This window comes from Afipia felis ATCC 53690, from assembly GCF_000314735.2.
Lineage (GTDB): Bacteria > Pseudomonadota > Alphaproteobacteria > Rhizobiales > Xanthobacteraceae > Afipia > Afipia felis.
On record NZ_KB375271.1, the window covers coordinates 25756 to 38882 of the forward strand.

13 protein-coding genes are annotated in these 13127 nt (G+C 62.6%); 6 read left to right on the forward strand and 7 right to left on the reverse strand.

Features of this window, described 5'->3' with window-relative positions; translation table 11 throughout:
• Positions 1-5: 5 nt before the first annotated feature.
• The 7 genes from HMPREF9697_RS19615 to HMPREF9697_RS19645 all read right to left on the reverse strand — a co-directional run bounded on the left by HMPREF9697_RS19615 (position 6) and on the right by HMPREF9697_RS19645 (position 7558).
• Positions 6-509: a type II toxin-antitoxin system YhaV family toxin gene (locus tag HMPREF9697_RS19615; RefSeq protein WP_002719004.1), complete on the reverse strand. Its 504-nt coding sequence runs from the start codon at positions 507-509 to the stop codon at positions 6-8.
• Positions 506-841: a type II toxin-antitoxin system PrlF family antitoxin gene (locus HMPREF9697_RS19620; protein WP_002719005.1), complete on the reverse strand. Its 336-nt coding sequence runs from the start codon at positions 839-841 to the stop codon at positions 506-508. Before HMPREF9697_RS19620 ends, HMPREF9697_RS19615 begins: the two co-directional genes overlap by 4 nt.
• Positions 842-1284: 443 nt before the next feature.
• A complete protein-coding gene (locus tag HMPREF9697_RS19625; protein ID WP_002719007.1) occupies positions 1285-1998 on the reverse strand; it encodes a hypothetical protein in 714 nt (237 codons plus the stop codon).
• Positions 1995-5093: an N-6 DNA methylase gene (locus tag HMPREF9697_RS19630; protein WP_002719008.1), complete on the reverse strand. Its 3099-nt coding sequence runs from the start codon at positions 5091-5093 to the stop codon at positions 1995-1997. Before HMPREF9697_RS19630 ends, HMPREF9697_RS19625 begins: the two co-directional genes overlap by 4 nt.
• Positions 5094-5206: 113 nt before the next feature.
• On the reverse strand, positions 5207-5743 hold the full coding sequence (locus tag HMPREF9697_RS20685) for a MerR family transcriptional regulator (protein ID WP_002719009.1): 537 nt from the start codon (positions 5741-5743) through the stop codon (positions 5207-5209).
• A 143-nt stretch (positions 5744-5886) separates the two neighbouring features.
• Positions 5887-7104, reverse strand: a complete 1218-nt coding sequence (locus HMPREF9697_RS19640) for an RHE_PE00001 family protein (RefSeq protein WP_002719010.1) — start codon at positions 7102-7104, stop codon at positions 5887-5889.
• A 232-nt stretch (positions 7105-7336) separates the two neighbouring features.
• Positions 7337-7558 carry a hypothetical protein gene (locus HMPREF9697_RS19645; protein ID WP_002719011.1) on the reverse strand — a complete coding sequence of 74 codons (222 nt, stop codon included), beginning with the start codon at positions 7556-7558 and terminating at the stop codon, positions 7337-7339.
• 122 nt (positions 7559-7680) lie between these two features.
• Here HMPREF9697_RS19645 and HMPREF9697_RS19650 point away from each other — a divergent pair, with 122 nt between their 5' ends.
• From HMPREF9697_RS19650 to repB, 6 genes are all read left to right on the forward strand, one after another.
• On the forward strand, positions 7681-7959 hold the full coding sequence (locus HMPREF9697_RS19650) for a type II toxin-antitoxin system Phd/YefM family antitoxin (RefSeq protein ID WP_002719012.1): 279 nt from the start codon (positions 7681-7683) through the stop codon (positions 7957-7959).
• Positions 7956-8393, forward strand: a complete 438-nt coding sequence (locus tag HMPREF9697_RS19655) for a type II toxin-antitoxin system VapC family toxin (RefSeq protein WP_002719013.1) — start codon at positions 7956-7958, stop codon at positions 8391-8393. The genes HMPREF9697_RS19650 and HMPREF9697_RS19655 overlap by 4 nt, the downstream gene beginning before the upstream one ends.
• Positions 8390-9478: a hypothetical protein gene (locus tag HMPREF9697_RS19660; RefSeq protein WP_002719014.1), complete on the forward strand. Its 1089-nt coding sequence runs from the start codon at positions 8390-8392 to the stop codon at positions 9476-9478. The genes HMPREF9697_RS19655 and HMPREF9697_RS19660 overlap by 4 nt, the downstream gene beginning before the upstream one ends.
• A gap of 13 nt (positions 9479-9491) precedes the next feature.
• Positions 9492-10673, forward strand: coding sequence for a site-specific integrase (locus HMPREF9697_RS19665; protein WP_002719015.1), 1182 nt, complete (start codon positions 9492-9494; stop codon positions 10671-10673).
• Between the two features lie 213 nt (positions 10674-10886).
• Entirely contained in the window at positions 10887-12089 is a 1203-nt protein-coding gene (repA, locus tag HMPREF9697_RS19670; RefSeq protein ID WP_002719016.1) for a plasmid partitioning protein RepA, read from the forward strand.
• The gene (repB, locus tag HMPREF9697_RS19675) at positions 12086-13108 is read left to right on the forward strand and encodes a plasmid partitioning protein RepB (RefSeq protein WP_002719017.1); all 1023 of its coding nucleotides are present in this window, start codon (positions 12086-12088) and stop codon (positions 13106-13108) included. Before repA ends, repB begins: the two co-directional genes overlap by 4 nt.
• The last annotated feature ends 19 nt before the right edge of the window (positions 13109-13127 follow it).

Below are 13127 nucleotides of genomic sequence, written 5' to 3' on the forward strand. Positions count from 1 at the left end.
AATCTTTATCTCCCGCGTGTTGAGCGGGACAAACGTCGTTTGGCGTCATCACTCGACGCTGTTGCCACGAGTTCTTTCCAGGTGTCTGGCGGATTTCCGCGGTCTAGCATCTTCCGAAACACGGCGTAGGCGTCGTTGGCGCTTTCATAGGCGCGCAGCGTCGAGTCATCATTCACCCAGGCAAGGACGATGATCTTGGAATCCGCCGATTGCTGATAGCGAAAGAACAGCCGAAACTGCTGCAGGAATTTCGCGGGGAACCAGTGCCTGTAGTCGTCGCCGAGCGTGCCGCCCTGCCGATACACGTCGCGGGTCGGGTCACCTGGGATATCTTCGAACGCCACCTTCAAGACGGCCGCGAGTAGCTTTGCAGCGCGTTTCTTCTTATAACCCTTCGGGTCTTTCTTGCGCCCCTTCTCGACTGCGGCGATCATCGCCTCGAGCTGGTCGAGAAACAGCGGATGCGCGTAGATCGTCCAACCGTTGACCGCGAAGGTGTCGTTGCTCACGCCTCATCTTCCGGCAGAGCCCCGTCCAGATCGACCTTGACGCCCTTGACGAGGGACTTGCCGCGCGCGACCAGCGACTTCGGCACCGGCCGAATTCGCGATGGCTCGTTTGCCATATCACGCGCCAGGAATGCGAGGAACGTGCCGATCACCGGATCGCCGTCGTCCGCCGACTTCTTCGCGATCACGACGGTGCCGTTAGCCAGCCCGCGAAACACCACTTGGTCGCGCTTGCCAAGGGCGAGCATCTTGCGGATGGCCGCGGGCACGGTCGTCTGACCGCGCTCCGTGATGGTCGCGGGGATTTCGAGGATTTCAGCCGTTTTGGCCATAACCGGCTCCTTGCGTCGTCATGTTAGCCGATGCAATGCATTTGCATTGTAAGTCAAGCCCAACCTCATCGCAAGCGCCCAAACGAAGGTGACACACGAGATGCCCGCGGAGGCGGCTGTTCGCCGCGACGATTTCTTCCGGATCGTCTTCACTGTGCCACTGGCATAGTGGGGAACGCCAAGCATATTGTGCACGTCCGTTTCGCACACCGCGACCTTCTCCTGCAGGGAGAGTCAACAGAATCGATTGTGCCGCTTCAACCTCTTGCGGTGTCTGCGGCAAAAAGAAAACCATCACCCTCGATCGCTGGGGCTTGGGTTGCTTCTGACGAAGGAAAAATTAAAGTGCTCCTTAAGGTTGCCGGACCCTCCATCTGGTCGGTACGAGGGATTAGCTGGTATTTTCGGCCGCGCTGTTTCATCCGCTTGAGAGCGGAAAATTCTCACTCGCGAGGCTTTGCCGATTTCTTTGTATTCGTGGGATAACCAAAAGCGAGAAAGAAATGGGCTACGCGAATCGTACCGTGGCTCGGTGCAAGATCTGGGTCACGTTCGTGTTCAGTGTCGAAGTCCGCAGTTGAAAATAATACTGATGGACGCTCATATGAACTGCCCGATGCGTTTGCCCGGATCCTCAATTCTGTAACGAGCTTCTTGTCGGCGAGCGCATCGCGCAACGGCGGGACCACCTCATCTTCCGCGTCGATCAGGATACCGACCATGGCAGCGACAGCCTGCCGTCGGCTGTAGATGCCGGTGACAAAACGACCCAACCCCTTGTCACGAAGGTAATGCGTGCGGTGGCTCTTTTGCCGGCCGACCTTCTTGAACTCGAAAACCAGCTCGATCCGTCGCGTATCATCGTTCCATCCGTAGACGATATCGGTGCGGCGTTCTTGGGTGAGTTTCGCCGTTTCTATATCAATATTGTGGAGGACCCCTTCAGCAGCCCACATACCTAGCAAGCCTCGCTCCCGAGCGGTGACGTTCTCGACGTAAGCCTTCAATGCTTTCGTGAGCGTGGGCTCCTTCATCCCCGGATGGAAATGGGCTCTCGGCTGTTCGGCGAGAATCCGCCAACTCTCTCGTAAAGCATCGACCGCGTCGGTTGCTGGTCGGATCGGGAAGGCAGAAAGCCAATCATGTCCGGTTGTCACGCGACCTCCGAACGGATCACGGGCGACAACCGGCTCTGAACAGATATCACGATGTGCTCGGCATCGCGAAGCGCTTGCCGTACGGTCCAACTGCGTCGAGACAACGGGCGCACCAGATAGAGCGACCCGTCGATCCAAACATGTGCATCGGGGACAAGTTGAAGCGCATCGCCCGATGAAATCGCCATCAGCCCCGCTGCGCGAAGCTGAGCGAGCGTCGTGATGACCAGATCGTCATTAAGCTGAGCGCTGGAAGTGGCCGGCGCAGTTGTCTCTTTGGCGTAGCTCACCCGAACGATTCCCGACGGGCCTTGGCGAGCCGGATCACTGGCGACAACGGCGACATGAAACCGTCCGCCGCCACCGGTCCGTTCGCGCCAAGTGGTCAAGGAGGCAGCCAGCGCGTCGCCGTATGTCCGAAAATCCTCCAGATGGGCGGTGGCCTGAGCCGGCGTGTCGAGGCTTTTGAAACTTCGCGGCCGGATCGAAGGCATCAGGATGTCGACGGTTTCGCGAACCAGCGCCTGCTCGCTCTCGTGCAGGCCAAAATATTTGAAGACGGCCTTGTCGAGGGCAATCTGGATTTCGCCGTAGCGGCGGCGTTGATCGAGTTCCGGCAAATCGGATAGCTTTTGCATATAAGTGCCGACCCTCGCGAGCGCCGCTTTAGCGGCCTTCGGATCGGGTGCCGCGTCGACGTCAAAGAACGGGAAGGTTTCGACATCTGACAGATGGACGCCATTGCGTTCGCAAAGCATCTTCCAGCCGCGCATCATGAGGAAGTAACGGGCGAGCTTCGATCGCAGATAGACCGCGGCGAACTGGAGCAGCGCCGCATCTTCGCTCGACCCGGAAATGACGCCGATGCTGTGCGTGAAAGTGGCCGGGCCATCGTAATAGACCGCGCGGACTGTATGTTCGAGTTTCGAGAACCCGTCCGGGAAAAGCACGCGGGGACCGTCGAAAACCGCCATCACCTCGTCGTTGAGGCCAACGACTGTCGTCTGCGTCCTCGGCCACGGCTTCAAGAGATCGGGATGCAACACGGGCGACCCCGCGCTGAGCGCGGGCACCGGCACGAACGGCATCTTGCGCAACCGGCCGGCGCTGACTTCCGTGCGGCTCTTGTCGTTAAGATGAATGCCCTTGCGATTGACCCATCGCCGGAATGGTTGCGGCCCCTTCCAGAAGTCGCTGAACGTTCCGCGCGCCGTCAGGCGCGTCCACAGAGTCATATCGTTGGCGTCGCCCCACATCAGCGTGACGAGAAGCTGCGGATCCTGGGCGACGGAGCGGGTTTGCAAAACGTGTCGATCGGCGGACTGCATGGTGAGGCGGCCGAAGGCCAGGCTCATGTCCGCTTTCGGGACGCAGTAATCGAAAGTCTCGCCAAATGGAATTTGCGCCTCGACGGCGCGGCGTTGCCCGAGGAATACATGGCAGGTGTTCTCGGCGGTCGGAAACAGCAGTCCCTGAAGATCACCGAAGTTGATAAGACGCGCAGGCTGGAACAGGCTGAACAGGCGCGCGACGAAGGATGCGCTGGACGGTCCTAAGAACTGTCCAATCGGCAGGATGAGGCAGACGCGCCCTTGCTCGGCAAGAAAGTCGCTCGCTCTCAGCGCGTATGCGCCGGCGATCTGGCGTCGAACGAATGGGGCGCCAGCGCGCTCCGCCCAAACGTCGGCCGACGTGACGTCTTCGCCTTCGGGCTCCGACCATGGCGGATTGGAGATAATGAGGGTGAAGCGCTTGTCCGCAAACCCGTGCTTGGGTCCGAAGAAGTCGGCCGTTGGGCCGTGGCGCAGATTGCTGCCGTCCAGCGGTGGCAGCTTCTCGTTTTCGCGCTCCTGCGCCTCCATGATATCGGCGGGGTTGAGACCTTCCAGCAACGACAGATAGAGGCTGAAGGCCGTGACGCGGCAAGCCATCAGATTGATGTCGGCGCCGAATATGCGTTTGACCAGAAGCTCTCGACGCTGTTTGAAACTGAGTTGGCGGCCGTCGCGCGCCTCCGATAGCGCGATGAGACGGCGGTAGGCCGTGGTAAGCAGAATTCCAGATCCGCAAGCGCCGTCGAAGATCGTCTCGGAAAGAGGATCGGCCGAGGTGACGAACGCTTGATCAACCGCCAGCATCGCGAGGTGACGCGGCGTGTAGTAAGCGCCGTCTTTTGCCTTCTGGTCGGGAGACAGGAAAGATTCGTAGAGGCCGGATAGCAGCTCAACCGGGATATAGCTGAAATCGTAATTCCAGAAATCGCCCTGCCCGGTGGTCATGTCGGTCCGGCGCAGGAATTGATCGAGCAGCGCGAACCCCTCTGTATTCAACGCCGCCCAAGGATCGTGCCGATCGCCCCCTAAGAAATCGCCGTTGAAATCCTGACGAAGCGCGTCGATGAGGCTGCGGACACCACTGCGGTTGGCTTGACCGACGAGCGCATGGAGTTGATCGACCTCACGTCTCTGACGATAGGTCGCACCGACAATGTCGCGATGTTCGAGATATGAGATGAAGAGCACCTGCCCCATCAGCAACTCGGCGTGGCGCCGCCGCAGCGATGCGTCGATGGCTGCCCGGAATCCGACCTTCGACATCTTGAGTACGGTGCTCGAGAGATTGGCGAGCAACTTGCGATCGACACGCGCCTTGATGTCAAACCATTTGGGTGCGCGGCGGGAGAGATTGGCCGAAGCGATGTCGAACGCCGAGAACGGCCCATCGGGACGCGCTTCGCCGAGCGTCAGCCTTTCCTCCGCGTTGCGGAGCTTTCGGGCCGGCACGGCAACTGCCGTCTCGCCCTTGATCTCGATCACCACCGTGGCGAGATTCTGGTTCCATATCCGCTTGCGGATCTCGTCCAAAGCGGCGGCGGTGAGTGGCTCGTCCGTATCGCCGACAAAGACCACCGTCGGGACGCCCTCAACCTCAAAGACGGCCTGGGCGCGAATCACCCCATCCGGCTTGAGAAGGGACTTGATCTCCAGTGCATAGGGGTGAACTTCCGGAACGTCCTCACCCCGGCGATGCAGCACGGCGGGCTCGGCGGCATAGCCGAGCCTTTCAAGCCAGTTCTGCAGGGCCGAAATTGTCACGCTGGTCCCTTCCGATATTCATGCCCCGAGAATGAGAACATATCATGAACATTTGTTGGTGGTGAAGCGGTCTGAGGGCGAGCAACCCGGGTTGTCCCGGTCAATGGCGCGCCTCATGCCGAACGCCTCCGTGCCAGAACGGTCAGTTTGCTCGGGGCTCGCCGCCGCACTTGTTTGACTGGCAAGCCAGCGACGGCCTGGACCGGGAAGAGATCGAATTGGCCGGGAACGGTAGCCGGACTTGGCAATGCGAATCCCGCCGACAACACATCCAGGTGAGCGTTCAGGCGAAGGAGCAGCACGTCGCCTGCCGGAAGTTGATCGGCTGCGTCCTCTACGAATGTCCATCGATCGCCGCCGAGGAGCGCCACGTTCTGTCCCCAGAGGGCGATAAACGACTTGGTGCGCAGCTCCCGTCGCAGGCTGTTGAAAAGGCTCTTATGAGCCTGGAGTTCGATATGAAATTGCTCCCGCAGGGTCACTGCGAGCCTTAGAATAAGGATGGTTTGCCACGTATACTCGGCCGGAGACCCCTTCCGTCTGGGTTTCACGTCGGCTGGAATCAAGGCGCGGCGGCTCGTCCATTCCCGAAGTCTTTCGGTGGAAAGACCGGTGAGCTGGCAGGCGTGAGGCGTTGTGACGTAGCGCAAGATCGCTCCCTCAGATCGGGTAACGTACCCGATCTTGTTTTAAGAAATGGCTATCAGACCTTTCGCCGCGTGTCGATCAAGTGCTCCTTGGAGCGCGCACATCGCGCGTGGGAAACCCATCTCGCCCGCGCGAGCTTCCGTCGCTACAGGATTCCCCAGGCACGATATCTTCCTCTTCCAGTCGCCTCACGCAGGCCGAGCTCAGCGACCAGATTCTGGGCGGCGCGTGGCGTGATCTTCAATTCCTTCGCGATCATGGCCGCTGAGACGATCGGCCGGGTCAGCACATAGTCGATCAGCGCCGGCAGCCGGGAGGTCGAGCGGCGGCCGTCGAGCTTGCGGGCCAGCAGCGTGCGGGCGGTCTGCCAGCGGTCGTGATCCTTGAGCCCGGCCTCGGCCGCGGCCGCGATCGCCTCCAACTGAACGGCGAGGCGGGAGGCCGCGTCGCGTGGCCGCCGCCGCTCGCGCGGGATCGCTTTGAGGCCGTCATGGAGGCAAGGCAGGTGCGAGCGCGCCTTTCCCCGCGCCCGCAGCAGCGCGGCGGCGAGCAGCCGGCCGAGCCATGGCGCGTGCTGTAGCGGTTCCAGCGCGTGCCACGCGTCGGCGGCGATCGCCGTCGCCAGCGCCGGCGGCAGGTTGCGTGTCTGGTCCACGACCGCTCGCCATGCGTCGAGACGTTCATCTTCGTCCCAGTCGAGATCGTAGACCAGCGGGTCTCGCTCGGGTCGCTTCGGGCGCCGATCGGTTGTCTCGCCGGCCAGCGTGCGGTCGGCTTGGGCGATCGCGGCGTCGACGGCCGCGAAGATGTCGGCCATCCGGTCGTCGGCTGGGGCCACGCGAAACCGCTCGGGCGCATCCGCCTCACTGTCTTCGTCTTCGCGATCGCGCACCTCATCCTCTTCCTCATTCCGGTTGCCGCGTTCCTCCTCCCGGTCGCCCTGCTCTCCCCTGCCCCGCAGCCCGGCCAGGCCGGCCACCGACAGCGCCCAGTCGGGCTTGGCGTCGGCGATGCGCCGTCGCGTTCGCAGAACGGCGTGGGCGCGCGTGAGCTCGTGGGTCGGGGCGCGGACGTCCATGCCGGCGTCGTGGAGGACGAGATCGTCGAGATGGACGAGCTCGCCTTCCAGCCACAGGGCGGCAGCGGCGTCTGAGAAGTGGGTCCGGGCGATCCAGCCGTCGCGGACCGGGCTCCTGGCCAGCCGCTCGTCGAGGCGGGCCAGCGCGTCTTCGGCCGCCGCGAGCGGGCCGGCGATCTGGCTCCAAGGTAGCGGATCCGGGATCTGGTAGGCGGAGGGCAAGGTCTTGATAACCTTAACGTGAATCGGTGAAACGGAAGCTATCACGGCGTTGGCTTCCGTCATAGCGATGCCTTCTGGCGCATGCTTCTCACTATCGATAACTACCTCTTATCGATAGTCATGGACGGCACCGCGCAAATCAGCGATTCTGAGCGCCCTCAGCCCGGCAAATCACCCCGCCGGGGCTCCGATCGACGAGAGGACACGACCGCTGCCAGCCCCCTCCCCTCCTCCGAACGGGCTCGCTGGGCGCGTCAGACGTCGTGGCGCTGATCGACATCCGTGTCGGCCGAGCTCAAGGCTCGTCGTAGAGATTGTCGCGAAAAGCCTTGGCCGGCTCCGGCTCAAGCTCGGCGTTAAGGTGCTCGAAGCCGGGTGCCATTTCGCTGGCCTCAATCGCGGCAATGTCCTCCTCGGTCAGATCGACGGTCCGAACGGCCCGACGATTGCGCCCGGTAGTACTGGCTTCGTCGGCCGGCGCCGGCCGCGGCTGGTTTTGTTTCGCGTGACCGCCCATGACGCTTCCCTCCGTTCGCCCCCGATACTAGCGCAAGGACGTCTTCCCCGCACACCGCCCGTTGAAAATCGCCGCGATTCGCCATATAGTCACGATAGTCATTATGGTCACAGGAGCAAGTCATGACAATCCCCCGAAAAACCCCTGCTCACGAATCGGATCACTGGACGGTCGCTGGCGCCAAGGCGCGTCTCTCCGAAGTGATCGAGCGCGCCCAGAGCGACCCGCAGATCATCACCCGCCACGGCAAGCCGAGCGTCGTCATCGTCTCGGCCGAGGAATGGTCGCGCAAGACCGTCCGCAAGGGCACGCTGGCCGAGTTCCTGATGGCCTCGCCGCTGCGCGACGCCGATCTCGACCTCGACCGGGTCCGCGACCAGCCGCGCGACCTCGATCTATGAATGTCCTGCTCGACACCAACGTGCTCTCGGAGGTTCGCCGGCCGGCGCCGGACTCCAAGGTGCTCGCATGGCTCGATACGATCGACGAGGACCGGGCCTTCATCAGCGTGGCGTCGATCGCCGAGCTCCGGCGCGGCATCGCCCTGATGGACGATGGCCGCCGCCGGGACGCGCTGACCGCCTGGCTCGCGGAGGATCTGCCGGCGCGCTTCGCCGGGCGGATCCTGCCGATTGATCCGGGGATCGCCGAACGCTGGGGCGATCTGATGGCGCAGGCCCGCCGCAGCGGCTTTGCGCTTTCGGTGATGGACGGGTTTTTTGCCGCCACCGCTCTTGACCGCGAGTTGGTGCTGGCGACCCGCAACACCAAGGATTTTGCGCCGCTGGGCTTGCCATTGCTGAACCCCTGGATCGATGAAGGAGCGCCGGCATGACCACCCCTGCCCGCCTCCCGGATGCCGCCTCGCTCGAAACCGTCCTGGCCGGGCTCAATCCGGCCTCGGCCGACGCCGACCTCTTCCCGGCGCTGGCTGCCGCCTTGCCGGGCTTTGCCTTCGGGTTCGCCCCCGTCGACGACGATTACTGGCGCGACACAAGGTCGGTCCTCCAGCCGGACGGCACGCGGCTCGGCGAATTACGGCCGTGGATGACGGCCGAAATTGCCAAGGACGGCGGCGACATCAAGGCGGTCTGGTCGCGCCTGAAAGAGACCGATCTGCAGATCACGGAGTGGCGCGGCTCCGGCGCCTTTGTGTCGGCACCGACCGGGCCGGGCGCGGCCGACTATCTTCAGATAGCGCTCGGCCGCGAGATCGAATGGCGCGCCGGCCCGATCGTCAACCCGGACTATCGACCCTGGGGAGAATCGGAACTGCTCGATCCGAGCTGGCCTCGGACCGATCAGCTTCCGGACTCCGATCGCCTGTCCGGCCCGGTCTACCGGCTCCTCGGCCGCGCCGGCGGCGCGGTGATACACGTCCGCAGTTTCCTCGATCGCTGCGGCCGCGTTGAACGGGAGAAGCGGGAGGCCAAGCGGCCCGAATTGGAGCGGCGTGTCATTCGCGAAAGCGGGCCGAGCGGAACGCGCGAGACGCCGTTCTTGGAGGCGGTTCCGGACTATTTTGGCTTTGTCCCAAGAGAGCTGCGGTTCTTTCAGGACTGGGAGGAATCGAGCGCCAGGCCGCAGCGCGTCTTCGCCCATTGGGCGCTCGACGCCCGCGACTATACGCACAAGGACGAGCGCGATGTCGGCTTCATCCCGCGGCCATTGAAGCCACCAAAGGAACGGCTGCTCATGACGCCCAAAGCTTCGGTTCACCTTCTGATGGACCGGATCGAGGCCGTGGACCGCGCGATCGGCCTGCCCTTCGGCTGGTTCTTCCTGATGACCCACGGCCACTGGGTTGACCCCGATGTCGGACGCGCCATCGCTGAGGGCCTGAAGGCCCAGCGCGTCCGCCTGCCCGACCCTGACGCCCGCGTGCTATTGCGCTGGGCAGATCGAAGCTACGGCTTCTGACGGAGCGCCGCCGATGGACGACATCACTTCCCGCGTGCTGGTCTCCGACCCCGAAGCCCGGCGCGCCCTGCAGCTCGACGCGCTCTCGGCAATCTTGCCGATGGAGCGGCGCGATCGGCTCGCCGAGCTCCTGACCGACGACGACGTCGCGACCCTGAAACATCTCGCGCGCGAGGGCATGGGCGAAAATACCCTGCGGGCGCTCGCCTCCGATTTGGCTTACCTCGAGGGCTGGGCGAGGGCCGCGACCGGAGCACCGCTGCCGTGGCCGGCGCCGGAAAGCCTGGCCCTGAAGTACGTGGCGCATCACCTCTGGGATCCTTCCGCGCGCGAAACCGACCCGCAACACGGCATGCCGGCCGAGGTCGCGGCAGAGCTGCGAGCGGCGTTGCTACTTCGCACTGAGGGACCGCACGCGCCATCGACGGTCAAGCGCCGGCTGGCGAACTGGGGGACGCTGCATCGCTGGAAAGGGCAGGAGGGTCCGTTCCACGCCCCCAGTCTTCGCGCGGCCTTACGGCTCGCGGTCCGGGCCAGCGTCCGGCCGCGCCAGCGCAAGAGCAAGCGGGCGGTGACCCGCGACGTGCTCGACCGGCTGCTCGCGACATGTTGCTCCGACCGGCTCGTCGACACCCGCGATCTGGCGATCCTGCTCCTCGCGTTCGCCTCGGGCGGACGCCGACGGAGCGAGGTGGCGCGACTCCGGGTCGAGCAGATCACCGACGAGCCCGCGGTGCCGCTCGACCCCAAGGATCCGCATTCCCCAACTTTGCCGTGCGTGGCGATCCAGCTCGGCCGGACCAAAACCGGGGTCGCGGACGAGGCGGGCAGGGTGTTTTTGGTCGGTCCGCCGGTCGAAGCATTGCGCGAATGGCTCGAGCGTGCCGATATCGGCAAGGGGCCGATCTTCCGCGCTATCGACCGTTGGGAGGCCTTGGAGGAGCGGGCGTTGACACCGCAATCGGTCAACCTCATCGTCAAGCGGCGCTGTGCGATAGCGGGTCTCGAGCCGCGGGAGTTTTCCGCGCACGGGCTACGGTCAGGATATCTGACGGAAGCGGCCCGCCAGGGGGTGGCCTTGCAAGAAGCGATGCAGCAATCGCAGCACCGGTCGGTGCAGCAGGCGGCGAGCTACTACAATGACGCCGAGCGAGCCCAGGGCAGGGCATCTCGCCTATATTCGGTAGAGAGGTGAGGCCCCGGAGCGGCCAAAGAACGTTGTCAGCAGACAACGTCCCGTCTGAAGTCGGATGTTGTCTGCTGACAACAAATGCTGTCGACCTCGCGTGACCTATCGGACGTTAAGGTCTCGTTAACCCTTAATTTGTTGCGGCGACTCGGGAATTGTGTCTTCTCTCAAGACGGACAAATACCGTCTGACGCAGAGAAACCGTCTTGAGTCGCCATAATGAGCATCGTTGACGAGGAAAATGAGACGGCGAGCGCGCGGATCACGCGACACGCGGGCATCCTCTCGGGTCAGCTCCGTTCGCTGAGCACCACGCTATTCCCTCCAGCAGCCAGCAAATCACTCCGCTCTTTCACCTCAGGCGAGGTCGCCAAAATCGTCCGCGTATCGGACGGATATCTCAGGCAGCTCTCGTTGGACGGCCTAGGCCCGATCCCCTCTACCGGTCATGGCGGGCGGCGGTCTTACACACTGGCGCAAATAAATGAGCTGCGCGCCTACCTTGCCGAGGCGCGTCCGCGGGAACGGCTTGAGTTTTTTCCGCGCCGCCGGGACGACGAAAAGTTGCAGATCATCACCGTTGCGAACTTCAAGGGTGGCTCAGCGAAGACGACAACAGCTCTGTATCTTTCTCAGTATCTCGCACTGGCGGGCTTTCGGGTACTGGCTCTCGATCTCGACCCCCAGGCCTCTCTCTCGGCCATGTTCGGCTATCAACCCGAATTTGATATCGGCCCAAACGAGACGATCTATGGGGCCATCCGTTACGACGATCAGCGCCGGCCCCTGCGTGAGGTTGTTCGCCCCACATATTTCGAAGGAATTGGCTTGGTGCCAGGAAATCTCGAACTCATGGAGTTCGAGCACCATACGCCCCGAGCGATGATCGAGCGTCGGGAGCGGGGACATGACCTATTCTTCCGTCGATTGGCTTCCGCGATTGATCAAGTGGCAGACGATTATGATGTCGTCGTGATCGACTGCCCGCCCCAGCTCGGATACCTCACGATGGGGGCGCTGAACGCCGCCACCGCGATGCTCGTGACAATCCATCCCCAAATGGTGGATGTCGCTTCGATGAGCCAGTTTCTGCTTATGACCTCCGACCTGATGGCGGTCATCGAGGAAGCGGGCGGCCGCCTCGACCATGATTTCATTCGCTACGTCATCACGCGCCACGATCCAAATGACGTGCCGGAGGCCCAGATCGTTGCGCTCCTACGAAACCTGTTCGGGTCGGACGTACTGCAAGCGACGGTGTGGAAGTCGACGGCAGTCGCCAACGCAGGCCTAACCAAACAGTCACTCTACGAACTAGATCGCGGATCCGTAGGCAGAGGGGCATACGACCGAGCCCTGGAATCGGTGGATGCTGTCAACGGTGAGATCACGCAACTCATAAAGAAGGTGTGGGGGCGATGAGCAAGCGCACTGACACAATCAAAAGCCTCTTCACCGCCCCTCACACGGTCCCGTTGTCTGCTGACAACAAAACTTCCGCAGCGCCAGCGCGAGTCTCAGCCGGCGCCGTGCGATCGCTGAAGGATTCGTTTTCGGAGGTCGAAAAGGAAAACCAAGAACTCCGGGACAAAATTGCCGCGGGCGCGACGATCATCGAGATCAACCCGCTCCTTGTCGATCCTTCTCCGGTCGCTGATCGTTTTCGAGACGACGACGCCAGCTCCGACGAGGTTCTAAAGCAATCGATTGCACAAAGGGGGCAGGAAGTACCGATCCTCGTCCGTGAGCATCCGACGGCGCCCGGGCGATATCAAAGCGCGTATGGCCATCGTCGCGTTCGTATTACGCGTGAGCTAGGCATTCTCGTGAAAGCGATCCTCAAGCCCCTCTCGGATGAAGAGCTCGTGGTGGCCCAGGGCCTTGAGAACGGTCCGCGCGAAGATTTGAGTTTCGTCGAGCGCGCAATGTTTGCGATGCACATCGAAGACGCCGGACACAAGCGCTCGGTGGTTCAAGATGCACTCGCCATCGACAGAGCTGAGGCGTCGAAGCTGATCACCGTTGCGAAGGCGATCCCGCACGACATTGTCGACGCGATTGGCAAGGCTCCGAAAATCGGTCGTGGCCGATGGCAAACCTTTTCGGAACTGCTTGCGGACCCCGCGGTGGTCAAACGCATCAGAGCTACAATCAGCGACCCGGCATTTGCCGGCCGAGATTCGGATGGGAGATTTCTCGCCGCATTTTCTGCGGCTAGCCGCTCTGCCGCGAAACATGCCTCCCGGACCGAACGCGCGGCTGCGGTACTGGCTGCTAACGGACAGCGAATCGCTCAAGTTCAACGTGCAGACCGCGAATTGAAACTCTCCATCGACAAGAAGGTGCCCGCCTCATTCGCGGACTTTCTCGTCGAACAGCTCCCGCACTTGTTCGACACCTTCTCCAAGTCGAGCGAGCGTAAGGAGGCCAACGAGGCGTAACTGCCTCATCCATCAACCA